Origin of the sequence: Moraxella bovoculi (assembly GCF_000988745.2) — a bacterium.
Classification (GTDB): domain Bacteria; phylum Pseudomonadota; class Gammaproteobacteria; order Pseudomonadales; family Moraxellaceae; genus Moraxella; species Moraxella bovoculi.
Map to the genome: position 1 here is coordinate 1,896,475 of NZ_CP011381.2, position 25,178 is coordinate 1,921,652.

19 protein-coding genes and 1 pseudogene are annotated in these 25,178 nt (G+C 46.2%); 8 read left to right on the forward strand and 12 right to left on the reverse strand.

What is annotated here, in order from left to right; translation table 11 throughout:
* The first annotated feature begins 56 nt into the window (after nt 1-56).
* A complete protein-coding gene (locus AAX10_RS10130; protein ID WP_080947141.1) occupies nt 57-2,621 on the forward strand; it encodes a TonB-dependent receptor in 2,565 nt (854 codons plus the stop codon).
* Between the two features lie 25 nt (nt 2,622-2,646).
* Here the strand turns inward: AAX10_RS10130 and AAX10_RS10675 are convergent, their stop codons facing one another.
* The gene (locus AAX10_RS10675; protein ID WP_149038884.1) at nt 2,647-3,012 is read right to left on the reverse strand and encodes an IS30 family transposase; all 366 of its coding nucleotides are present in this window, start codon (nt 3,010-3,012) and stop codon (nt 2,647-2,649) included.
* 357 nt (nt 3,013-3,369) lie between these two features.
* Here AAX10_RS10675 and AAX10_RS08810 point away from each other — a divergent pair, with 357 nt between their 5' ends.
* From AAX10_RS08810 to AAX10_RS08820, 3 genes are all read left to right on the forward strand, one after another.
* Entirely contained in the window at nt 3,370-4,434 is a 1,065-nt protein-coding gene (locus tag AAX10_RS08810) for a hypothetical protein (RefSeq protein WP_080947143.1), read from the forward strand.
* A gap of 66 nt (nt 4,435-4,500) precedes the next feature.
* Nucleotides 4,501-4,689: a toxin C-terminal domain-containing protein gene (locus tag AAX10_RS10680; protein WP_197972012.1), complete on the forward strand. Its 189-nt coding sequence runs from the start codon at nt 4,501-4,503 to the stop codon at nt 4,687-4,689.
* A gap of 6 nt (nt 4,690-4,695) precedes the next feature.
* Nucleotides 4,696-5,205 (forward strand): hypothetical protein, encoded by a 510-nt coding sequence (locus AAX10_RS08820; protein WP_046698698.1) that lies wholly within the window; start codon nt 4,696-4,698, stop codon nt 5,203-5,205.
* A 275-nt stretch (nt 5,206-5,480) separates the two neighbouring features.
* On the opposite strand, the pseudogene AAX10_RS10685 reads toward AAX10_RS08820, so the two are convergent.
* The 4 genes and pseudogenes from AAX10_RS10685 to tauD all read right to left on the reverse strand — a co-directional run.
* Nucleotides 5,481-5,738, reverse strand: a pseudogene (locus tag AAX10_RS10685) (transposase family protein); the annotation flags it as partial.
* A 62-nt stretch (nt 5,739-5,800) separates the two neighbouring features.
* On the reverse strand, nt 5,801-6,106 hold the full coding sequence (locus tag AAX10_RS08830; RefSeq protein ID WP_046700394.1) for a PepSY domain-containing protein: 306 nt from the start codon (nt 6,104-6,106) through the stop codon (nt 5,801-5,803).
* 195 nt (nt 6,107-6,301) lie between these two features.
* Nucleotides 6,302-7,735: an APC family permease gene (locus tag AAX10_RS08835; protein ID WP_046700395.1), complete on the reverse strand. Its 1,434-nt coding sequence runs from the start codon at nt 7,733-7,735 to the stop codon at nt 6,302-6,304.
* Nucleotides 7,736-7,806: 71 nt separating this feature from the next.
* Nucleotides 7,807-8,682, reverse strand: a complete 876-nt coding sequence (tauD, locus tag AAX10_RS08840) for a taurine dioxygenase (protein WP_149038885.1) — start codon at nt 8,680-8,682, stop codon at nt 7,807-7,809.
* A gap of 279 nt (nt 8,683-8,961) precedes the next feature.
* On the opposite strand from tauD, the gene AAX10_RS08845 reads away from it, so the two are divergent.
* Complete coding sequence (locus AAX10_RS08845; RefSeq protein ID WP_036367234.1) at nt 8,962-9,411, forward strand: universal stress protein; 450 nt, start codon at nt 8,962-8,964, stop codon at nt 9,409-9,411.
* A 79-nt stretch (nt 9,412-9,490) separates the two neighbouring features.
* Nucleotides 9,491-10,492, forward strand: coding sequence for an adenosine kinase (locus AAX10_RS08850; RefSeq protein ID WP_046700397.1), 1,002 nt, complete (start codon nt 9,491-9,493; stop codon nt 10,490-10,492).
* A 63-nt stretch (nt 10,493-10,555) separates the two neighbouring features.
* Here AAX10_RS08850 and nfuA read toward each other — a convergent pair whose 3' ends face one another.
* Nucleotides 10,556-11,179: a Fe-S biogenesis protein NfuA gene (nfuA, locus tag AAX10_RS08855; protein WP_036367229.1), complete on the reverse strand. Its 624-nt coding sequence runs from the start codon at nt 11,177-11,179 to the stop codon at nt 10,556-10,558.
* A 150-nt stretch (nt 11,180-11,329) separates the two neighbouring features.
* On the opposite strand from nfuA, the gene AAX10_RS08860 reads away from it, so the two are divergent.
* The gene (locus tag AAX10_RS08860; protein WP_046700398.1) at nt 11,330-12,322 is read left to right on the forward strand and encodes a bifunctional nicotinamide-nucleotide adenylyltransferase/Nudix hydroxylase; all 993 of its coding nucleotides are present in this window, start codon (nt 11,330-11,332) and stop codon (nt 12,320-12,322) included.
* Between the two features lie 47 nt (nt 12,323-12,369).
* Here the strand turns inward: AAX10_RS08860 and AAX10_RS08865 are convergent, their stop codons facing one another.
* The 5 genes from AAX10_RS08865 to rlmD all read right to left on the reverse strand — a co-directional run bounded on the left by AAX10_RS08865 (nt 12,370) and on the right by rlmD (nt 23,652).
* On the reverse strand, nt 12,370-13,428 hold the full coding sequence (locus AAX10_RS08865; protein ID WP_080947145.1) for a hypothetical protein: 1,059 nt from the start codon (nt 13,426-13,428) through the stop codon (nt 12,370-12,372).
* A gap of 121 nt (nt 13,429-13,549) precedes the next feature.
* The gene (gltS, locus tag AAX10_RS08870) at nt 13,550-14,812 is read right to left on the reverse strand and encodes a sodium/glutamate symporter (protein ID WP_046700399.1); all 1,263 of its coding nucleotides are present in this window, start codon (nt 14,810-14,812) and stop codon (nt 13,550-13,552) included.
* A gap of 237 nt (nt 14,813-15,049) precedes the next feature.
* Nucleotides 15,050-18,994 carry a phosphoribosylformylglycinamidine synthase gene (gene purL, locus AAX10_RS08875; protein WP_046700400.1) on the reverse strand — a complete coding sequence of 1,315 codons (3,945 nt, stop codon included), beginning with the start codon at nt 18,992-18,994 and terminating at the stop codon, nt 15,050-15,052.
* Nucleotides 18,995-19,239: 245 nt separating this feature from the next.
* Complete coding sequence (locus tag AAX10_RS08880) at nt 19,240-22,197, reverse strand: hybrid sensor histidine kinase/response regulator (RefSeq protein ID WP_046700401.1); 2,958 nt, start codon at nt 22,195-22,197, stop codon at nt 19,240-19,242.
* 48 nt (nt 22,198-22,245) lie between these two features.
* Nucleotides 22,246-23,652, reverse strand: a complete 1,407-nt coding sequence (gene rlmD / locus AAX10_RS08885) for a 23S rRNA (uracil(1939)-C(5))-methyltransferase RlmD (RefSeq protein WP_046700402.1) — start codon at nt 23,650-23,652, stop codon at nt 22,246-22,248.
* A 141-nt stretch (nt 23,653-23,793) separates the two neighbouring features.
* Here rlmD and AAX10_RS08890 point away from each other — a divergent pair, with 141 nt between their 5' ends.
* Nucleotides 23,794-24,528: a sulfite exporter TauE/SafE family protein gene (locus tag AAX10_RS08890; RefSeq protein WP_046700403.1), complete on the forward strand. Its 735-nt coding sequence runs from the start codon at nt 23,794-23,796 to the stop codon at nt 24,526-24,528.
* Nucleotides 24,529-24,587: 59 nt separating this feature from the next.
* Here AAX10_RS08890 and AAX10_RS08895 read toward each other — a convergent pair whose 3' ends face one another.
* Nucleotides 24,588-25,163: a hypothetical protein gene (locus tag AAX10_RS08895; protein ID WP_149038887.1), complete on the reverse strand. Its 576-nt coding sequence runs from the start codon at nt 25,161-25,163 to the stop codon at nt 24,588-24,590.
* Between the last annotated feature and the right edge of the window lie 15 nt (nt 25,164-25,178).

The window sequence follows — 25,178 nt, forward strand, 5'->3', positions numbered from 1 at the left end:
CAAATAAAAAACAAATTGGCAATTTGCTATACAATTCAAATTTTTTAGGAAAAGTAATGACTGTTACCAAACTGCGTTTGGCACTTGTTGCCATTTTGTTGCCCCTAAGTTTGTCTGCCTTTGCTGATGACACCGATGATGAAATTCCCACCGCCCATCTTGGCACGCTAAAAGTTACCACCACCCAAGCCAAGCACCTTGCCAACCTTTTGGGCAAACGAGCCAATGTCTCCGACCAAACCGTGCGAGCCGATGAGTTAAAGAAACGAGCCACCACTTTGGGCGATGCTTTGGACGGCGAGCTTGGCATTCATTCCAACCAATTTGGCGGGGGTGCGTCCGCTCCGATTATCCGTGGGCAAGAAGGCAAACGCATTACCATTTTGCAAAACAATGCCGATGTCATTGATATGGCTCATCTTTCACCAGACCACACCGTGATGGTGGACACGGTGCTGGCAAACCGTGCCGAGGTGGTGCGTGGGGTCAGCACTTTATTATATAAATCAGGCAATTCGGCAGGGGCGGTCAATATTGTGGACAACAAAATCCCCACCAAATTGCCCGCCAAGCCGATTACAGGCGAAGCAGGGGTTCGCTTTAATACGGGTAATAATGAAAAACTTGGCACAGGGGCGATTACTTTTGGCTTGGGGCAAAATTTTGCCGTGCATTTGGAAGGCTTGCACAAATCGGCAGGCAATTATCGCACGCCTAATTATCAATACACCACTTTTGACAATGAAAATCAAATTGACCGCTATGTCAAAGCCCCCGAACGCCTAGCCAGTTTGGAAAAAGAATGGCAAGCAATCAAAAACGGCACGCCATTGTCTTGGCGGGATAAGACCTACTTTATCAGCGATGAAGCGGGCTATTTGGCACAAAAAGCGATATTAGAACAAGACTTGTCCACCATTCAGCATTATCAGTTTGATTATTTGCCCGAAAGCTGGGCGGATTCAAAAGCGGGCAGTTTGGGGTTGTCGTGGATTGGCAACAAAGGCTATGTGGGCGTGGCAATCAGCGAACGCAAGGACAAATACGGCTTGCCTGCCCACAACGCCATTTATGAAGGCTGTGGGGTGATTTCTATTTTTGATAGCCTGTGGGACAGACCGTATTTGGCGACTTATCCCCAGCTTATCAATGAAGACGATGTTAATTATATCAACCCACGCCCCGACTGTGCCGACCACGCCCACACCAATTTTAACCACTCGCACGGCGTACATAAAAAACACGACAAACACGGCACGCCCTTTGTGGATTTGACCGCTCGCCGTTATGATTTGCGTAGCGAATGGGACAACCCTGTGCCGTTTGTGGACAAAGTGCGTGCCAATGTTGGTTATGTGGATTATCGGCACGATGAAAAAGAAGGCGATGTCGTTAATACTTCTTTTATGAATAAAGGCAAAGTGGCTCGTGCGGAGCTGACCCATACGCCATTTAAAAATGCCAAAGCCTTGTGGGGCGTACAATATACAGAGCAGGACAATAGTGCCTTGTCGCCCCAAACCGAATGGCGACAACGCCAGCTTTTGACCCAAAATATGTTAAAAAACAAGGCATTATTTGCAATGGGGCAGTACAATGTCGGCAATGTGGAGTTAGAGCTTGGCACTCGCCTAGAAAAACAAAGCGTGGCAATGGATTATGACACCAAGCACATTGATTGGATAATGAGAGAGCGTAGCAATTTGCAGTCAAACCCCGAAAAATTGCAACAAGCGATAGACGATGCCATTAACGCCACCAAACCACACAAAAACACCGCCCATTCTTATGCTTTGGGCGTGCATTGGAAATTTTTGCCAGACTACACGCTCTCCTTTAACGCATCGCACCAAGAACGCTTACCCAACAGCCAAGAATTGTACACGCACGGAATGCACCTTGCCACCAATTCTTTTGAAATTGGCAATCGGCATTTGACCAAAGAAAAATCCAATAATTATGAACTTGGCTTAAAGTTTGTGGGCGATAAATTAGATTATAAAGTGGCGGGGTATTTATATGATTTTGACAATTATATTTATTTGTCCACCATTAACGAATATCTAGGGACGGCAAGGGTTAATCATCTTAAAAAATTACGCATTAACCGTTATGACCAAAGCCCTGCCAAATTTTATGGGGCAGAAGCGAGCGTTGGTTATCAATTTAATGACAATTATTATGCGTCTGTTTTTGGCGATTATATCAAAGGCAAATTGCACGATATGCCACCAATTGTCTCTGATTATACACCAGCATCGTGGGGCAGACCTGCAATCAAAACCTACACCGACCAAGAAGACCGCACCACGCCACGCCTACCGCCAATGCGACTCGGGGCAAAAGTCAAAGCCGATTTTGATGATAAATGGTCGGGCAGTATGGAATATGTTCGCACTTTTGACCAGAATAAAGTTTCCAAATTTGAAGCCCCAACCAAAGGTCATCATTTATTAAATATGGGCGTGAATTATCAAAATTATAAAGGCGGTTTGGATTACTCAATTTTCTTTAATGCAAATAATTTGTTAGACCAAAAAGTCTATGCCCACGAAACGCATTTGCCTTATATTCCACAAATGGGCAGGAATTTTAGTTTGGGGGTGAATGTTAAGTATTGATTTAATCCATTAATATCTTGAATCATCAAACTAACTGCAACACCTTTTGATAATAGACCTCATAAGGTGTTCGCCAATTTAAACATTTTCTAGGTCGCAGATTGAGTTTGGCGGCCTTTGTTTGTATGTATTGATTGTCCCAATGGTTAATATTAGACGCTTTCGGGAAATATTCTCTTAATAACCCATTGGTGTTTTCATTGCTTCCTTTTTGCCAAGGCTGTCTTGGTGGTGGAAAGTAGATGGTTGCTTTTAAGTGGTCTGTTATTTCTTGATGTTTGGCAAATTCTCCCCCCCATCTGGTGTGATTGTATGCACAGGCTGATTCACTAAGGCATTGATGATGGCTTGACTGACCAAGGTTGCTTTTTTGGCTTTGACGGTTGTGCAAATTAAAAAACGACTACATCTATCTACCAAAGTAACAAAACAAGCCTTGCCTGACCTACCAAGAACAGTATCCGACTCCTAATCACCGATTCTTGGGCGTTCATTGGCAATCTGTGGTCTGTCTATCAGATGATGGGTAATAGGTATCTTACCTCGCTATTTATCAAGTCATCTAAAGGCGGTCATGGTTTTAGAAAGTTCAAAATCGTGCGTAAGGGACAAGATATTCCCTTTAGTGTCTATCGGTTAGATGATTTTTCAAATATCAAATTATTTACTATTCCTTCAATGGCAATTTTCTTTGAAAAGGGTAAACAGATGATTTACCCAATGGATAATTACCATAATTGGGACTACCTTGCTGCTAAAAAAAACCGTATTTGATAGCCATGCTAAATGGTCGGATGTCAGTCGTATGATTGATAGCCAAGTCTTGTCAGCGGATCCTGTATCAAGCGTTGATTTACAATCATCGTGGCTCACGCTTGAAAGTCATAAGCTAACCTTATCTAAAAAAGTTTTAGATATGGATAAAGAACGATTCTATCGTGGTAGAAAAGGTATTGAACCTGCTGGGGCAAAAGGTGTTTATATACTTAAAAAACCAGTTGCCTGTAATCCTATGCAAAATGGTAAAGCGGTTATCGTTAATGATATTTCACGCCAACGCAGACAAGATATTTTGAATAAAGGTGAGCATAAAGGCGTTGTAGAAACAGACCTTATTTATCCAATGCTCGGTGGTCGTAATATTCAAAGATGGTATGTGTCTAGTAATGAGTATATTTTAGTACCGCACAGCAAAGAGCATAAATACGGCATTCCCGAAACGGAATTATTACAAACCCATCCTCTGACCTATAACTGGTTAGAATTTTATCAAAAGGAATTGTTCGATAGTCGAGTGCAAAACGGCAAATTCTTTGACCCCAATAAAAACCCTTTCTATAGATTAGACAATGTGGGTGAATATACCTACGCGCCTTATAAAGTGCTTTGGAAAGAGCAAACTGGTAGTATGTCTGCGGTTGTGGTTGGCAATGCCGAAGAAAGCCTAATTAACTATGATAATAGCGTTTTAGGTACAGATAAAATAATTATGGTTGATTCAAAGGTTTTATATCTTGCTTTAGAATCAGCCGATGAAGCCTATTTTGTATGTGGCATAATTAACAGTCCAACAATTCGTAATATCATTGATGGTTATGCCGTAGAAACTAATCGTGGCATTGATGTTTTAAAATATTTAGCGATTCCAAAATATGATAATACATCACAAACGCATAAGGATATTGCTGGAATATCGAAACAGATACATGATTTTTGCAAAATTGAGTTAAAAAGTCTTGGCAAGATTGACCAAAGTAAGTTATCTGCTTTAGAATGTGCATTAGATACCCTAGTTATAGCAATGTTTGCATGATTTAAATGCTAGAGTAAAAAGTAGGTGGTTTTCTACCTACTTTTATTAGACCTTTGTTTTGTGCAGGTGCTACATAATGGCGTAAAAACAAATCAATACCCCTTTAATAGTCATGGACAGCCAGTTTACAAAAAAGGCAATCGATACATTACACCTGATGTTGATAGTCATAATGGCGGGGTTTGGAAAATTTTTGATAATAAAGGCAAAAGATTGGGCACAGCTGATGCTAATTTAAGGATTTTTAAAAAGTAGGGCGCCATGAGAGATTTAATAAAGATTAATCCAAGTAATAAAACCGCAAAAATTCTTTTAGATGAATGTTATGAGACTTTTGAATTATTCACAAAAGATTGGGGGATAGAGCAGTATATCCAGCAATGGAAAGATGCTGTCAAGTTTTTATTTGATACTGGCAATACGGTTTGTTTGATTAAGCATTACGAATCGGCAGAAAGCCATGTAAAGCAAATGCACCTTTATACTATCTTTTCGCAAGAAAACGCCTATCCTGCTTGTGAAGAAGTTGATGATGATGTATTTTTTATGACCGAGAGCTTTGTTTTTATTACACAAAGTGAAAAAGTTCTAACTTCGGACTTTTATTTTGATAAAATATTTGATAGTTATTCGAACTATTTTCCGATTTATTATTTTAATCCCAATCATATTGAACGTTTTTACTTATATTTATCAGAAAGAATAAATGGTATTTCAGCATGGCAGGTATCCAGACAGCAACTTAGCACCATTCTTGATTTGAGGATTTGATGGGGCAAGCACGTAGGTTGGTTTGAGCTTGCGAAAACCTAACAATTGATTTAAAATCAATACGTTGGGTTACGCTATCGCTAACCCAACCTACGAGCTAGCTGTAGCACCATCATGCAAAAATGGAAACAGGTTAGCTATAAAAAGAATGCTGGTCTAAATGATGTGCAGATTCAAGATTGGGAATCAAGTGTTAATCAAATATACAAACATTATATAGGATATTGCAAAAATACCGATGCATCTTGTAATGCTATATTAGACATCCTGCAAAACTATCCAATCCACCCAAACACGAGCTTCACCCTAAGCTCAAATCTTGCCAATGATTTACGATAGGTGGTTGAGAACATTTTAAAGGCTTTAAACTTGGCAAAGATATGTTCTACCCTCCCCCGTGTTTTAGACAATAATGCGTTATAATCTTTGACTTCTTGTACCAATGGGTATTTCTTGGTTGCTTTTAGTGGCGTAAAGGCATTGGCATGTATGTGTTTTATGCCTTGATAGCCACTGTCTGCTAGGATAAACTTAGCATTTGTTAAATATTGGGTAGTTTTGCAGGATGTCTATTTATTAAAGATTGAAGGCGCTATTAATCTTCAACTTCGCTTTTTAGAACTTTACCAGTTCTGGCATCGACAGACACGTCATATTCAACGTCGCGATCAGCCAACACTTCTACATCAAAATGCGCACCAAGAAGATTGTCGTGATCAAATTCGACTTTCTTCACGCTCACGCCTTTGACATGTGCTTTGGCGATCTCGCCTGCTTTAGCTTGGCCGATGTATTGGTCTTTATTTTGCCCATAGATGCGTGCGTCATCGTCTGCCATGGCAGGCGCAGCGAATAGTGCTGCTGCGGTAGATAGCACTAGCGCAGATAAAATACGTTTCATAAGGTTCTCCTATTAGATCATGTTTGTCTTATAACTTAAAATTGGCAAATCAACTTAAAATTGACAAATCAGTTGGTTTGATAAATCGATTTTTTGTATTAAAAATATCAATCAAAAGACTTTTGGGTGACCCATTCATCATAATTTGCCAAATGAGCTTGTCTGTTTTTTAATCATATCCAAAATTTAGCAAAATCAACTGACTTTGGCAAATAGGATTTGTCTAAGTTCTGTATCAGTTTTATGCTGCAAATGATCGCGGCGCATGGCATAAAAAGCCACCCCTAAAACCACCCAAACCGCAAGGGCGTAACGCGATGGCGTGCTAAGTGCGCCCACCGAATCAGGCAGCAATAAAAGCAACAAAAAACCCACCGAAATTAGCATACCCAACAATCCAAATACCCGCTGGATTTGGCTTGGCGATTGGGTATGAATGCCGAACACCGACCCATCACGGCCCAATTTATAAGCGCAAGCACAGGTATAAAAAAACGTAATCGCAATGCCCACGCTCGTCATGTCCACAATCCACAACAGCGCCGCGCGCCCAAACCAAGGACTGATCAAGCACAATACCATGATGGCATAGAATGCTGTCGATGGCGTACCGTGCTTAGGATTTAGCCTGCCAAATACCGGCGGTAACATCTGGCTACGGCTTAGCGTCAGTACGACACGGCTCGCCGCCACATAAAAGCCGTTCAAGCCCGTCAATACGCCCATGCTCACCGCCAACACCATGAGCGCAAGTCCAGACTTGCCCATCACCAATGAGATCGCCGCACCCGTCTCCCATGAGCTGCTGCCAAATGCCGCCATGTTATCCCCAAAAGCGAATGCCGCTGCCGTAATGACCATAATGTACAAAAAGCTTGCGCTGATGATGCTTGCGATGAGCAACTTCATGATCTTACTGGCGGAGAATCGAAACTCGCCTGCCAACTGTGGAATTCCATCAAACCCCAAGTACGCCCAAGGCGCAAACGCAACGATCGCACTCACCGCCGACCAAAATCCAACCCGTGCCGGCGGAGATAATGGCAATGATGAATCTTGTGAGGCAAAATGAAAGCCTGTACCGACCAACACCGTCGCCACCGCAATTAGCATGAGCACCACCGCCAAAAACTGCACGCGACCTGAAATGGCGGTATTCTTAGCATTCAAATAAGCAAAACCAATCAAACACAACGACGATACCGCCACTTCAGGCGCATAAATCGTCCAGCCTGATATCTCATACAAAGCACCCTGCATCATGACCTCAGGGATGATTAGGCGAAGCACCAGCGTGACTGCTGAAGCATTCAGCGAGATGATGCCTGTATAACCCAACATCAGCGCCCACCCAGCGATGAATCCATGCGTCCGCCCAAACGTCGCCAGCGCAAAGGCAATCCCACCGCCCGTCACCGGCAAAGACTTGGTGGCATAGCCATAATTCACCGCGATGACGCCGATCAATAGCGTACCGATAATAAAACCTGTCACCACCGCCAGCAGTCCCGATGAAGACAGCCATTCATAGGGCAGCACAAATGCGCCCCAACCCACCGCTGAGCCCACTGCCATGGCATAGACCCAGCTGACTTTAAATCCTTGTTTTAACTGACTAGATTCGCTCATTGTTCGTCCTTAATAGATGGCTTTGATCATGATGGTCGGCAGAGTAGCTACTGACCGACCCCCAAAGTTCATCACGCAGCACTGCTTGTATAACTTTTATAATAAGGCTCATCGCCATTTACCGTCGCTCGATGCATGATGCGGTGTGCGTCGCCATAATCGAACATCGCCTTATGCTGCGTGCAACGATTGTCCCAAATTGCCACATCGCCCTCACGCCACTGCCAACGCAGATGAAACTCTTCTTTGACAGCATACTCTGTCAAAAAATCAAGCAGCGCCCTACTTTCATCCTCAGAAAATCCCTCAATATGCGAGGTAAATCCTTCACTAACGAACAAAATCGGCTTACCCGTATCAGGGTGCGTACGCACCACAGGATGCGGCACAGATGGGTTTTTACGGTAGATTTCTTCTAGACGCGCCTTTTCTTCATCGCTCACCCCGCCGAAGCGCTCTTCTGGGAATGACAGACGAATGTCATGAATGGCGGTCAAGCCTTGGATTTTTTGCTTGATGTCATCATCAAGTGCCTCGAAAGCTGCCGTACCGCTTGCCCATAGAGTATCGCCCCCTGATGATGGGATTTTGACCGCACGAAGTACACAGCCCAAGGGTGGCGTCTTACTAAAGGTTACATCGGTATGCCAAAGCTCGTTATCACGCAGGTCGGTTGCATGGCTGTCTAGCACGATGACCTCAGGGATGTTCGGCACAGTTGGGAAGACAGGATGGATATGTAGACTACCAAATGATCTGGCGAGCTTTACTTGAGCTTCAGTCTGCAAATCCTGATCACGAAAGAAAATCACTTGATGATCAAGCAGCGCCTGCTTAATCTTGGCCAATATCTCTTCTGTTAGATTGTTTAGATCCACACCAACAATGACGGCGCCGATGGTTGGTTTGATTGGAGTGATGGTTAAATTTGTCATGGCAATTTCCAATAAAATGGGTTGATTATCAACAAAAACTACAGTGCCATTATGTTAATAATAAGCCTGCCAAATTTAAAACAACAAAACCGAATTAAGTAATTAGCGATCAGCATAACGATCACCCAAAGGCAATTTAATCCATTTCAAAATACTCATTGAACGCACTCAAAATCACACCCAAACACCGCGCCAATACTGCCAAAATTTGTCAAAAATTTAGCTGACGATGGGTGGGAATTTTGTTATACTAAATCAAAAGGGCATGTCGCCCATCACAAGGAGAATGCGATGTATCAACACGTTTTATTGGTTACTGATCTACGAGATGACACAGATTTGGTCGCAGCGAAGGCAAAATGGATTTTGGATGCGTCACCTGCTGCTCAGCTGTCGGTACTACACATTGTTGAAGAGACCATGTTGGGTTTTGGTTATGAGCTGATTCCAGCTTCTGCCCTGCATGAGCAGATTGACAATGAACGCTGCCAAGAAGCGCGTACTCGACTGGCGGAAGTCTTGGCGCGCAACAGCTTACAAGCGCACAATGTCAAAATCAAAACCGCCATCTCAGGACGTAAAGGCATCGTTGATTACTGCCAAAACAATGCCATCGACCTCGTAGTCATCGGCCGGCATAAGCGCACAGGCCTATCAGCATGGCTAGCAGGTGCGACCGCAGACAGCATCCTACCTGATGTGGATGCTGACTTACTTGTGGTACAATTAGCCGTCGAATGATTTATTTTAGAATGCAGCCAAGGTTATCTTGGCTGTGTTTTTATGTTTACTGCTTTATATTTTAATTGATAGGATTTTTATGTTTGATATCATCGCCATTGGCAACGCCCTAGTGGACACCGAATTTAAGGTGAGCGACGACACATTGACCGCCACAGGTCTGACTCGTGGTAACATGACGCTGGCCGAAGAAGAAGGTCAGCGCGCGTTATTTGACACCCTAAAAGACCAAGGCGTAAACCCTGCCAAGCAAGCTGGCGGTGGTTCGGCAGCCAACAGTATGGTGGCTTTCGCGTCATTGGGTGGTCGTGCGTTCTACAACTGTCGCGTGGGCGGCGATGACATGGGCGATTTTTATTTATCAGACCTAGAAGAGTCAGGCGTCACGACCGACGCAGATGTCGCCATTGATCCAGATGGAACGACAGGCTCATGCGCCGTTCTGGTCACCCCAGATGGCGAACGTACCATGCAAACCCATCTGGGCACGAGCAGCCTAATTAATGGCAACAACATCAATTTTCATACTCTGGCAGGTGCAAAATGGCTATACCTAGAAGGTTATCTTGCCATGTCACCAACCATCGCCCAAGGCATCAGCACCCTGCACACTAAGGCAAAAGAAGAAGGTGTTAAAGTCGCGGTGAGCTTTGCTGACCCTGCGGTGGTAAAATTCGCCAAAGAAGGTCTAGATGCCATGCTATCAGGCGGCGTGGATGCGATATTCTGCAACCTCGAAGAAGCCATGCTCTATACTGGCGCTGATGACCATGAATCAGCAGTGCGCGCACTTGGTGAATTTGCGACCTTGGTCGTGGTCACCAACAGCGACAAGCCTGCGCTCATCAAGCAAGGCGACGACATCATCAGCGTACCATCAGCCGTCATCGATAATGTGCTGGACACGAATGGCGCAGGCGACAACTACGCTGGCGCATTCCTATACGCGCACACTCAAGGTCATACCCTGTCTGAATGCGGCGCACTGGCAGCGGCTGTGGCAGGTCGTATCGTAACTCAGTTCGGTCCGCGCTTAAGTGTATCAGATTATCAAGCCATTAAGGCGGATATACTGGATTAATGCACGAACATAAAAAAGACCTGATATTATTCAGGTCTTTTTTATTCTTCTATCACACATGAATTATTTATAATATGCGTTTTGAGTTTGAGAATGGTCGGTCTCATCAATCACGTGCATGAGCTCTGGAATTTGTTGCTTTAACTGCACTTCAACACCTTGACGCAGCGTCACATCGACCGCACTACAACCTTGGCAGCCGCCGCCGAATTTTAGTACCGCGGTCAGTCCTGCTTCATCTTCGACCAGATCTATAAGCTCAACCATGCCGCCATGGCTGGCAAGATTCGGGTTGATCTCAGATTGTAGGACATAATTGATGCGCTCTTCAACGCTGGCATCTGCACCCACTTGAGGCACCTTTGAATTAGGCGCGCGGAAAGTCAGCTGACCACCGAAGCGATCTTTATTATAATCAATCACCGCATCATGCAGATAAGGAATGCTCGGCGCATCGATGTGTGCGGTAAACGCTTCAAAAGGAATCTGCAAATCTGCCTCATCGATCTCATCAGGCTGGCAGTAGCTCATGCAGCATTCAGCGCGCGGCGTACCTGGGTATTCCACAAATATACGCACGCCAATACCTTCAACCTCTTGCTTGGCTAATAAGTCAGCAAGGTAGGCTTGGGCGTTGGGTGTGATGATGATGTTGCTGGTCAATGGGGCGTTATCTGTGTCACTCATGGCTGGCTCTTTTTGATTAAGTTATTATAAAATATTAGAAAGTCATAAATCTTGACTAAATTAGTCGGTTTATTTGCTCTTTATATGGTAACATAGCACCATTTTATCAAGCCGATTAACAAAACTTTTTTAATTTTTTTAAGGATAATTATGACGTACGAATTTGATTATTTGGTATTTATTGGGCGTTTTCAGCCATTTCATGACGGGCATAAATTCGTCGTCACCGAAGCACTACAACGTGCCAGAAATGTCATCATGCTCATCGGCTCGGCCAACAGCCCACGCACCATCAAGAATCCATTTAGCTTCGATGAGCGCAAGCAGATGATTGTGAGTGCATTTGATGACACCAAAGCAGCTCGCATTCATTGCCTACCCGTCGATGACACGCTTTACAACGACCATCAGTGGCTCTACAACATCCAAAGCACCCTACACCATCAGACCCAAGGACAAGGTCGCATTGGCATCATCGGACACACCAAGGACGACAGCTCTTATTATTTGTCATTGTTCCCCAATTGGTCAGCGATCGAGCTGCCAAGTTTTGAGAATCTGTCTGCCACCCCGCTGCGTAAGGCGTATTTTGAACAAGGCATCATCGATGAGCGGATGCCTAATGCTTCGCAAAATTTCCTACAATCATTCATCAGCGCGCCTGACTATATGAGGCTAAAGCAAGAATATCAACACATTCAAGCCTTTAAGGCCAAGTGGAAAGACGCGCCTTATCCACCAATATTCTGCACTGCTGATGCGCTTGTGGTACAGGCAGGTCATGTATTACTGATCGAACGTGGCGGCGAATACGGTCATGGATTGTGGGCATTGCCGGGCGGATTCTTGGATAAAGATGAAAAATGGCTAAATTGTGCTCTGCGCGAGTTACAAGAAGAGACCGGCCTGATCGTCCATCAAGACCAGATCAAATTCCAAGAGATCTTCGACGCGCCAGATCGCTCACCGCGCGGTCGCACCATCACGAACGTGTTTTATGCTGAGCTTACAGGCGATGCCCTGCCCGATGTCAAAGGAGGCGATGACGCCAGTCGTGCATTTTGGTTACCGTTGCATAAGCTTGATGGCAAGCAGATGTTTGAGGATCATTATAGCATCATCATGAAGATGTTAGGGCTGTGACATAAAAAAACGGATCGCACTTGATCCGTTTTTTGGTGTTTTCACAACTAAAAGACCATTTCCACACGCCCAAAGGCGGCAACATGATGATCACGATTCTCGGCTTTGTTGTTGTAATAACTGACATCACCCTGTAAGAATAGCCATTCGCGCCATACAGGCTGACGATAGCTGACATAAGGGCCATAGATGTTTAGATTGGCTTTTTTGTCTTCGATGTCGCCACCTGTATAGATGCCATAGCTAAACTCACGACGTCCGTGTTTACCCCTCCAATAGTGCTGCTGATAAAAGCTATTGCCCCAATTTAGATCTTCGGTGTCTTGACTGGTGTAGTTTAGTTGGGTTCGATTGATGAGCGTGCGCAAGGCAGATTGCGGCTGACTAAATTCTAGGGTAGATAGCGTATAGTGTTCGCTTTTTGAGCCATACCGATATACCTGCTCAAATCGCACGTCGACATTTTTTGGCAGCTCCCACTCTTTTTCGGCGCGCATCTTGATGAACACGTCATCAGAACGCACACCCAGATCAACATCCGTCTCAATGCCTAGTTTTTCTTGGAATTTTGACCAGCGCAGACCAAAGGATGAGTTCTGCTCACGTGCCTCGCGTCTGTCAAATCGGCGATCAGCATGTCTAACGACACGCGAGTCATTATGAATACCGCCATCACGCTCAACGTCCAAATCTTCGTCACCAAATACCAGGCTTAGACGATTTTCAAGCGCCGGCAGCTTTAATTTACCGCGCACACGGGGCTTGACCGTTGTACCATCATATTCATTCCAGTGCGTATCTACCATCACACGAAGCGATGCGCGCGCAGGCTCGTTAGGGTCGGTTGTACCGAACCACTTATCCATCTTGTGCGCGGTCTTATTCAGATAGTCCTTAGCATCATAGCGCTTCTCATCAAGCCAAGTTGTCTGGGCTGCATTGCGCTCAACAGGCGGTGCGCCCTCACTTTCCAAGCTCTCATCCATCACTTGAGCTGTGGCTATATCTGCCTGATCAGCTGCTTGACTTGGCTCGTCTTGAGCATTGGCGGCAGCGCCCATCATACAAAATCCTGCAACGATGGGCAGTTTTTTTATCATGTCCATAATTTTCCCCAAAATCTTACAATTGATATAAAATAATGTCTGTAGCATAGTCAACTTTTACACAAATAGCAAAATAATTTTAAAATAAAAAACCTCATCACTTGATGAGGTTTTTTTTGTTTTACATAAATGGCAACTTAATAAATGCTTGTAGCACAATGGCGTTAACAATATCTACGAAGAACGCACCAACCATCGGCACAATCAAAAACGCCTTATGCGATGGCAAGTAACGATCGGTAATCGCTTGCATGTTGGCAATCGCGGTTGGCGTTGCACCCATACCAAAACCGCAGTGGCCCGCTGCCAAGACAGCAGAATCATAATCGCGACCCATGATGTTAAAGGTTACAAAGTACGCGTACAAGATCATCACGATCGTCTGAATCACCAAGATAATCAGGATAGGGCCGCCAAGACCTGCCAATTCCCAAAGCTTCAATGACAGCAATGCCATGGCTAGGAACAATGACAAAGCAGCATTGCCGAACACATCAATCGCGCGGTCGAACATGTCGAAATTAAACAAACTGGTCATCACATTACGAATCACCACGCCGCCAAACAGCGCCCACACGAAGGTAGGCAGCTCATACCAAGTACCTTTGGCAACGCCAGTCATGATGTCAGCAAAAGCAAGACACGCCGCGAACAGCGCCAAAGTTTCGATGGCTGATGTGGCGGTAATCAAGCGAGTGCTGTCTGATTTTTCAAAAATCTCTTCATCGGCATAGTCTTTTAGAGCCTCATTAGGTTCGCCATCTAGCGATTTAACCTCAGATAAGCTACTCACTTGCTCCAACTCTTTAGGTTTTAGGCCTAATTTTGAGATTAGCTGTCTTGCCACAGGACCACCGATGATGCCGCCTGCCACCAGACCATAGGTCGCGCACGCAATACCCAAAGTTGTCGCTGCTGCCACGCCATAGGTCTGCTCAAGGTCAGCACCCCAGGCACCTGCTGTACCATGACCCCCTGTCAAAGAAATAGAGCCTGCCACCAAGCCCAGCATCGGATCAATACCCAGCGCCATGGCTGAACCCACACCCACGGCGTTTTGAATGATGATATACACCGATACGACCACTGATAGAATCAGCAAAGGCATACCACCCGCTCTTAAACGGCTAAAATCAGCAGACAGACCGATAGACGCGAAGAACATCAACATAAAAGCGGTTTGCAATTGTTTTTGAAAAGTAAAAGTATAGCCAAAAAAGGCATACAACGAATACACAATGGCAGCCGCAACCAAACCACCTGCCACAGGCTCAGGGATGTTAAAATCTGATAAAAACTTAATTTTTTTGACCAATACTTTGCCCAATAGCAATACTAAAGTCGCCAAAATCAGCGTATAATAGCCATTTAATACAATTTCCATAATCACTCCAAGAAATGGCGTAAAGATGCACTCAATGCATCCTCGCCTCATTCTAATAATAAAGCATCATCATGAACCGCCCTTTTAACAAATTAACAAAAGGGCAACAAAACGGTTAATTATACAAAACCCATTCTCTAAAAATCAATCAAATTTTTAAATCCAGCCATTCAACCCACCCTACCAACAAAAAAAAAACGAACATGATGACATGTTCGTTTTTTACAGCTCAACAAATTAACGCAAGAAAGCACGAGCATTACGGAACAGACGCATCCACGCACCGTCATTGGTCCACTCATCAGGCTTCCATGAGTGATTGACCGCACGCAATGTACGCTCTGGGTGTGGCATCATCAAAGTCACACGACCATCGGTGCTACACACACCCGTGATACCCTCTGGCGAGCCGTTTGGGTTGAGCGGATAATGCTCGGTCGGATTACCTTGGCTGTCCACATAGCGTAGGGCGATTTGGCCGTGGCGTGTCAGTTCATTTAATGACTGCTCGCTCATCTGCGCATAGCCTTCGCCGTGCGCCACAGCGATCGGTAGAATGCTGTCTTGCATACCTTTTAGCAGTACAGACTTGGTGCGCTCCACACGCACGTTAACGCTGCGCGCCTCAAAACGTGCCGACTTATTAAAGGTGAAACGTGGGAAATGTTCTGCACCCACCATCAGCTCTTTTAATTGACTCATCATCTGACAGCCATTACACACACCTAGGGCAAAGGTCTCAGGACGATGGAAGAATCTGGCGAACTGCATACGAAGCTCGTCATGGAACAAGACTGAATTTGCCCACCCTGAGCCTGCACCCAAGACATCACCATAACTAAAGCCACCGCACGCCACCAAACCCTCAAAGTCTCGTAGGTTAATGCGACCACTCATCAAGTCGCTCATGTGCACATCAACAGCGTCAAAGCCTGCGCGCACAAAACCTGCACCCATCTCAAGATGACCATTCACGCCCTGCTCACGCAAGATGGCAACTTTTGGTTGCGTGGTGCGGCTATTCACATAAGGCGCTTCGACGGCAAGGTCTAACTCATAGTTGGCATGAGCAATCAAGCCATGATGATTCACGTCATCAATCAAGGCAAACTCTTGATCAGCGCACTCAGGATTGTCACGCATTGAGGCGATGGCATGGCTGACTTTCGTCCATTCTTTTTGAAGTTCGGCACGGGTGAAGCTTAGATTTTTTCTGTCAGTCGCGATGGTCAATACATCCTGACCTGCGCCGCCTGCTGGCGTGGTAAAGGTCTCACCCACAGCAGTCAATAGACCATCTACGCCATGCTCTTTGGCAAGGGCTTGTAGCGCATCTACATCCGCTGGCAACACCTGAATCACCGCACCCAACTCTTCAGCGAACAGCTGACCCAATAGATTGTCATCAGTCAGGTTCAGATTCACTTTTAAGCGGCTGGCAAACTGCATCTCTGCTACAGTTGCCACCAGACCACCATCACCAATATCATGATAAGCACGGATCAGCTCTGCTTCGTTCGCAGCTTGGATAAAGCCAAAAAGATTGGCAAGATCGGTAGCATCATCCACATCAGGGCAGTCATTGCCAAGCTGGCTTAGTGTCTGAGCAAAGATAGAACCACCTAAGCGAAGCTTACCACGAGATAGATCCAAGCGAAGCAGCTTAGCATCAGCATTAACAAGCTCTGGCGTGATGGTCTTGGCGACATTCTGCACAGGCGCAAAGGCAGTGATGATCAGACTCATTGGTGAGCTGACGGTCTTGTCCGCGTCATTATCCTGCCAGTTGGCTTTCATGGACAAGCTGTCTTTACCCACAGGGATGGTGATGCCTAAGGCAGGGCAAAGCTCCTCACCAATGGCATGCACCGCATCAAATAGTGCCGCGTCTTCTTTTTCATCGCCACACGCCGCCATCCAGTTGGCAGATAACGTTACATCTGATACCTTAGCAATACAAGCTGAAGCGATGTTGGTCAATGCTTCGCCCACAGCCAAGCGCGCTGACGCCTTAGGGTTGATGAGTGCCACAGGCGTACGCTCACCCATTGCCATCGCTTCGCCAGTATCCGCCATCAGTCCTGACATCGTTACCGCGCAGTCCGCCATAGGCACTTGGTAGCGCCCAACGTACTGATCTTGGGTAACCATACCTGTGATAGAACGGTCGCCGATGCTGATTAGGAAAGACTTACTGGCGACAGTTGGATGACGAAGTACGTCTTTGATGCTCTCACGTAGATCCACACCAGCGACGTCTAGCGGATGTAGCTCATTTGGCTCACGGCTAAAGCTACGCTTCATTTTTGGTGTGCCGCCAAGCAGCACTTGCATTGGCATATCCACAGGTTGTTCTGGCAGCAGCGTGTCGTCCACTTTTAGCTCGCGGACATTGGTCGCCACACCAAGCACCGCATAAGGGCAACGCTCACGTGCGCAGATCTCATCAAAAAGCTTCTCACTTTGCGGTGAAATGGCAAGCACATAACGCTCTTGGGCTTCGTTCGACCAGATCGCCATGGGCGACATACCTTTTTCTAATGATGGTACTTTACGTAGGTTTAGGTGCGCACCAAGCTCGTGATCATCTACAAGCTCCGGCATGGCGTTTGATAGACCGCCTGCCCCCACGTCATGGATTGAGATGATGGGATTATTGTCACTGCCGTCTTGTGCCATCGCCCAGCAGGTATCGATGACTTCTTGGCAGCGGCGTTCCATCTCAGCATTATCACGCTGCACAGACGCAAAATCCAAGCCTTCATCCAGCTCACCGCTGTCCACAGAACTGGCTGCGCCGCCGCCCAAGCCGATTTGCATGGCAGGACCACCAAGTACGATCAACAGATCACCTTCTTGGATGCTGTTTTTTTGCACCAAATTACGCTTGATATTGCCGTAACCGCCTGCGATCATGATCGGTTTATGGTAGCCGCGCATTTGGCTGCCGTCTTGCTCGGCGGATGTGTCTAATTGGAAAGTGCGGAAATACCCGTTTAGATTCGGACGACCAAATTCATTGGCAAAAGCAGCACTACCCAAAGGACCATCAATCATGATGTCCAGCGCACTTGCCATACGCTCAGGCTTGCCATATTCTTTGGCAGATACTTTGCCAGAAGTTTCCCATTTTTCAGACATGTTCGGCAGGTGTAGATGCGACACGCTAAAGCCCGCCAAGCCTGCTTTTGGCTTACCACCACGACCTGTCGCACCTTCATCACGAATCTCACCACCTGCACCAGTTGCCGCACCCGCAAACGGTGCGATCGCAGTTGGGTGATTATGCGTCTCCACTTTCATTAAGATGTCAATCTGTTCATCATGAAAGCCGTACTGCGCCTTACCTGCATCATTCTTAGTAGGATAAAAACGCGCCGCCTCAAAGCCTCCCATCACCGCCGCATTGTCCTTATAAGCAGACAAGATGCCTTCTGAATTTTGTTCGTGGGTATTTTTAATCATTTTGAACAATGATTTTGGCTGTACTTCGCCGTCAATCGTCCATTCAGCATTAAAAATCTTGTGACGGCAATGCTCTGAGTTGGCTTGAGCGAACATCATCAGCTCAACATCAGTCGGGTTACGACCCAGTTTGGTGAAATTTTCAACCAAGTAATCAATATCTTCGCTTGATAAAGCAAAGCCAAATTCAGTATTGGCACGCACCAAAGCATCACGCCCCTGCCCCATGATATCCACATGCTCAAGGTGCGCAGGCTCACCATCAATGAACAGCGCCGCCACATCATCCAAGTCATACACCAAGCTTTGGGTCATGCGATCATGTAGAATCGCTTCAGCCGCAGCTGGCAGTTTGGCAGGCAGATCATCGCCCGTCAATGTGAACACCACCACGCGCTCAAGACGATTTACCTGAACGCCGCAGTTATTAAAAATATCGGTCGCCTTAGATGCCCACGGGCTAATCGTGCCAAAACGCGGCGCCACCACAACCTGAACCTGACTAGCTTGAGCGCCTTTTAGAGCAACTTCTTCGCCTTGGTTGAGTAGGTTTACTGCCTTAGTATGGTCGGTGCCATTGATGGCTTGATCAAAAACATAAACCTGCTGACTGTCAAGTGCGCTAATCTTTAGCCCTGCTTTTTGCTCTAGCTGAGCTGCCAATTTTTTGGCTTGAAAATCTGTCAAAAAACGATGCCCTGCGATGGTGCTGATCATGGCGATACCTTTACAAAAATAGAAAAATAAATGGCGTCATTATAACAGGTTTTGGCGAATAATCGGCGATGATTTTTGGTTAAAATAAGCAAAATTACCAAAATTTCTGACATTTATTTTCACTCTGATTAATCCAAAAACAAAACGCCCACCCTGCATCAGTCACAGGATGGGCGTCATCGTCTATGGGCCAAAGTGATGACTATTAACTTATAAATCTAAAGTCAACACCGAAGTCAGCTAAGCTACATCTTCCAATTCATGCGCGTCTCATCCACCGTCTGACCTGATAGATAAGCCTTAAGGTCGATCGCACCCAAGCTATCAAGTGCATCGATGAGCGCGCGATAACTGGGTCGCATGCTGACGAAATGGCTGGCATTTACCGCGTGAATGTCAGCACGGCAATTCGTCTCAAAAATCTCCGCCATCTGGCGCAATCTTGGCACACCCGTATAGCGCGATGCGCCCACCATGCGGTGCGCCAATTGCGCAAGTGCGCTGCGATTTCGCTCCGCCCATGCGCGTTCTAGTTCTTGTTTTTCGTTCTCAGCATTCTCGATGATCATTGTCAGTAGTTTTTCTGCCAAGTCCGATTTATTCGCCGCGCGATTCAAGGCGTCTTGCCAATCAATATCAGCCAGCACACCTTGAGATTTGGGTGGAATGACGGTGCTGTCTTTGATTGACTCATTAATATTGATGGTAGCTTGCATGGTCTCGGTTTCTTGGGTTAGAACTTGGGCAGCGGGCATCTCTTCATCGCCATGATGCAGCCAACGCTCTAACGTCTGAACCAGTTGCATGTGCCCGATCGGCTTACCTACATAATCATTCAGACCCGATGCGACCAATCGATCTTTCTCATCAGACAGTCCGTGTGCAGTCAACGCGATAATCGGCACAGGCATCGCTAGATGAGCCTGCTCAATCTTGCGAATCTGAATGCTCGCCTCAAGCCCTGACATTCTAGGCATCTGCACATCCATAAAAATCAGGTCAATCGGCGCACTCGTGCCTGTGACGGTTTTGGTCATGATCTCGATGGCATCAAATCCACTACCCGCCGTCACAACCTCAACACCAAGCTCACCTAAAAGTGCCTCAAGCACCAGCAGATTCGGCAGATGATCATCAACCGCCAACACGCGCGCGCCTGTGAATCTTTGTTGTCTGGTCGGCCTGTCAGTTTTATGATTTGACAATAAATCATAAAGCTGTCGTTTATCCATCGGCTCATACAGCGCGCTGGCATGATAACGCTCTAATAGTGAGCCATCCACACCCACCTGATAGCCATATGCCGCCAATCGTCCTTGATAGCGCAAGCGAATCTGCCTTAGGATCGCACCGATATCATCTTGAGCCGCATCCTGACCGAAGTTATCGACAATTACCCAACAAAAATCATGCTCGCCATCCAGCTGCTCAAGCAAATCCGCCAAACCGATCGCCTCGGTAATCTGTGCGCCTGTGCCGGCCAGACTTGCTTTTAACACCTGCAAAGCAGGTGCATGGTTAATCCACACTAAGATATTGGCTCGAATGGCAGGCGGTAATATGGCAACATCCGAATTATGCGCTTGACCTATCGGCATTTCAAACCAAAAGGTCGCCCCCGTCTGAGCGATGTTTTCGCTGTTATTATCAAAAAAGCCAATCTCGCCACCCATCATCACCGTCAGCTGCTTAGAGATCACAAGCCCAAGCCCCGTACCCCCATAGCGACGCGTTACCGACAGATCGCCTTGGCTAAAGCTCTTAAATAGCTGAGCCTTATCCGCCTCGCTTACGCCTTTGCCCGTATCCTCCACTGCGATGTGTAGATAGTCGTCACGTCTGTCCGATAGGCTAACGCGTACCACCACCCCACCTGTGTCGGTGAATTTGATCGCATTGCCCACCAGATTCGTCAATATCTGCTTAACACGCAGGCTGTCGCCCACCACATTGGTCGGCACATCGTTGTAGAACAGGACCGCCAGACGCAGATGCTTTTCAAGTCCGGCGGGTGACAGCATGTCCACCACATCGTAGATTGTCGCATACAGATCAAACTCATGGCGATCAAGCACCAATTTACCCGCCTCAATCTTTGAAAAATCAAGCACGTCATTCACCAAGGCAAGCAGGTGCGCGGATGATTTTTTAATGGTTTGGACATATAGGTTTTGTTCGCTGGTCAGGCCTTCTTTTCTGGCGAGCAGATTAATAAAGCCGTCAATGCTGTTTAATGGGGTGCGCAGCTCGTGACTGATGTTCGCCAAGAAAGCCGATTTGGCTTGGCTGGTTGAGACGGCGGCATCGCGCGCGTTACGGATGGAGATGTTTTGCATTTCCATCTCGTCAAAGGCTTGTTGTAGGTCGCGCTCGGTCTCTTCGGCGTGATTTTTTAGCTCATTAAAGCTGCCTTCAAGCCTTCTAATCGCCCTCAAAAAATCCCGCTGCAGCAGTGAAAATTCACCATCGGCACGCACCGTCACAGGCGTCGATAGATTATCCGCATCCAAGCGTTGCAGATACAATCGCATCTCATAAATGGGCGCAATCCAGCGCTTAGAATAAATATTTAAAATCAGCAATAACAATAAAATCGTGATCAGTCCCGTGATCGATAACGCCAGCACCACATGATAATAAGTAATGGTCAAAAGCTTATTGTCCATCTCGACCATGAGCCAATAACGCTCGCCGTTCACCGTCAAAGGACTGCCATATGCCGTGCCATAGCCAGTATCTAAGCGCAGTACGTGCGGCGCATTTACATCAAAATCACCCCAAGGCGCGCTTGCCTGAACCCCCATCGCATGCAGAACTGATCCGTCATTTTTAATGATGGCGAGACGCTGCACACGTTGAGTGCGCATCGAATTGAAACCCTCTAGCACACCGCTGAGCGCGCCTGCATCTTGGCGATTTTGGATGCCGTAGGTCAGCACTTTATTGGCAAGCTCAGAATCAAACAGTGCCAGCTGAGACTCTGCATCCTGACCAATTTGGCTTAATAATGGCTCGGCAGCAGTCTCATAGCGAAGCAGTGCCGCCTGCGCAAGTACGTCCTGCTCAGAAAGTACGGCACGGCGTACCTCGCTAAACACCAAATAACCACCCACCAAGGCAAGCACCACAATCGGCAAAAACACCAATAAAATCAGCTGCCCGTACGCGCTTTTTAAGCCAAAACGAAATCTATTCATGACCATCCATCATCAAAATCTCACATCATCAGCAGTTTAGCATGTTTTGTGCCATCATGACTTTTCAAATCTTACAATGCTCTCTACATGCGACGTATGGCAGAACATGTCCATCACGCCTGCATGGGTCAGGCGATAACCCTGAGCGGTGATCAGCGCTGTATCACGCGCAAGCGTGGCAGGATCGCATGAGACATATACGATGCGCTTGGCGTTAAATTTGCTAAGATATGCCATGACCTCTAACGCACCCGCACGTGGTGGATCAATGAGCAGCGCATCCACATCCTGCGCCCACGGCTCATCTGAGAAATCTTGGGTCAAATCTTGAGCGTAGAACTTAGCATGATGAATGCCATTGGTAGCAGCATTCATCTCGGCGCGCCTGACCATCTGAGTGCTACCTTCCACGCCAATGACTTGACCAGATTGACCCACCATACGCGCCAACGGCAAGCTAAAATTACCCAATCCACAGAACAGATCAAGCACGCACTCGCCTTCTTTTAGGTCGAGCAGCTCGCACGCAAGCTTAATCATCTGGCGATTCACCGACAGATTCACCTGCGTAAAATCGAGCGGCGAACACTCCATGATAAGATCAAAATCAGGCAAATGATAATACAGACCACCGACAGGCGGAACGGTCTGAGTATTCGGCAGATCCTTAGCATCAATGCGGTGCACACTATCAGCACCCTTAGGCTGTAGGTACAGCTGCCATTCAACTGATCGACAAAATTCAACGAGCGCCGCCTGATCAGCACGGTTCATCGGCTTGATGTGGCGGACAATCATGGCGACTTGGGAATGCTCATCACCCACAGCAAATTCTAGATGCGTAATGTCTGTCTTAGCGGTTAGCTGTTTTAAGATGTCTTTTAAAGCCTGCAAATGCTCATTGATACGCACATCTAGAATGGGACAATCAGCCACATCTGTCAAAAAATTACTCGAGCGCGCTCGAAATCCCACAATCAGCTCATTACCACGAGGCAGATACCGCACACCAAGACGAGCCTTGGAACGATAAGCTGCACGATCGCCAACCAAAGGCGGCAGCCACACATCGGGGGCAACTTTGGCGTGATGCATCAAGTGGTTGGCTAGCACCGACTGCTTATGAGCAATCTGAGCATCTGCCTGTAAGTGCTGCAGACTACACCCGCCACAGACTCCATAATGCTGACAAAAAGGCATTTGTCTGTCCTGACTTTCTGTCATAATGCTAACGGCATCCGCCTCATCAAATGACTTCTTAGAATGCGTAATCTTTGCCATTACTATCTCATCAGGCAGCGCAAAATTCACAAAGATTTTTTTGCCTTGTTTGTCGCCGTGCATCTCATCATAGACTGCCACGCCTCGCCCTTCATGGGTTAGCCCATTGATGGTTAAGGTGATTGGTGATGCGGTGTTGGACGATGCGGGTCTGCGCCTTTGTCGTTGTTGTCTTGCCATGATGAGTGAATGCCTGCCTGATCGGTGGGTGGATTGTGTATTATATCATGTTTTTAAAGACGTTCTTTTGTGCTGCTTACAAAGCTTATCAGATGACTCAAGCTATGATAAAATGACTTTTGTGTTTTTAAGATAATCATCATGTCTGAATTACTGCTGTCTTTTATCAACTTTCTCACCTCAACCATGACTGGCATCACAGGCCTTGGTGGCGGCATGATTTTGGCGGGGGTCATGCCGATGTTCCTACCAACCGTTGCCATCATTCCGGTGCATGGCGCGACCCAGTTTGCCAGCAATGCCAGTCGCGCGTGGTTTGGGCGCAGACACGTGGACATGACATACATCAAGCCCTGTCTGATCAGTACGTTGATTGGCGCAGTGGTATTTGGGATTGTAGTGCGCTTCATCAAGCTTGACCTGATTCCGTTGTTGATTGGCTTTTATATTTTGCTCACCCAATGGTCGCATAAATTTAATGAGCTATTAAAGAGCTTTGAGAGCTTTGGCATGATTGGGTTTTTGCAGACAGGTATCGGTCTTTTTGTTGGTGCGCCAGGTCCCATGCACATGCCACTACTCATCAAAAAATACAACAACAACCACGTCGTCGTCTCAACCGCCTCTGCCATGATCTCCATCGTGCACTTGATTAAGCTCATCATGTATGTGTCGATGGGCTTTGTGTTTATGGATTATTGGCAGGTAATCGTGATGATGATCATCGGCGCCATCATCGGCTCATGGGTAGGTACCAAGCTGCGCCACCGCATGCCCATGCCGTGGCTCAAGCGCATCCTGCCTTGGCTACTAACCATCATCGCGATTAAAATCATCGCTGACAGTGCCATAAAGTTAAATTTTGCATGGGGCTGACGTAGATAAGCCCCAAACCGCACATCATTTCTTAGATTTTTTAGTTTTTATGATAAAAATTAGTAGGGAAATTTTGGTAAAAATAACTTACCACAAAGCATTGATGAGATTCCGCCAATCATGGTAAATAGTATCATGGCAGGGTATTGTTTGATAAAATTGTCATAAAGTCTGCTTGATATATAATGAGCGGGCAATCCATTTGCCAAATCATTGATAATCAAAAATAAAATGGCAAGCATCAAAAATACCACGCAACACAAAAATCCTTTTAAAAATAGACCAACATAATCCTTTTTTTGTCTAATGTAAATTTGACTTTTGGCAATCCAAACGCCCATCATCAAAGCAGGAATAATGGCGACAACAAAAGCAATGATAAAAAATGCCACGATGAGGGCAAACCCATAATTATTCATGCTTTGCTGATTTAATAAGACAATTATCAACAAACCCAAGAAAGACAGCAAAAATCCAATCATAGGGACAACAAAAGCGTAAGCCAAAATCACTTTTACTTTTGGATAAATAAACCCGGGTTGTTTACCAGAAGTTAGGATTTCTTGTTTGGTTGTCATTTTAATTACTCTTTTATTTTTGCGGCTGGCGTATATAAACGCTAAATCCCACTTCATTTCCTTAAAGTTTTT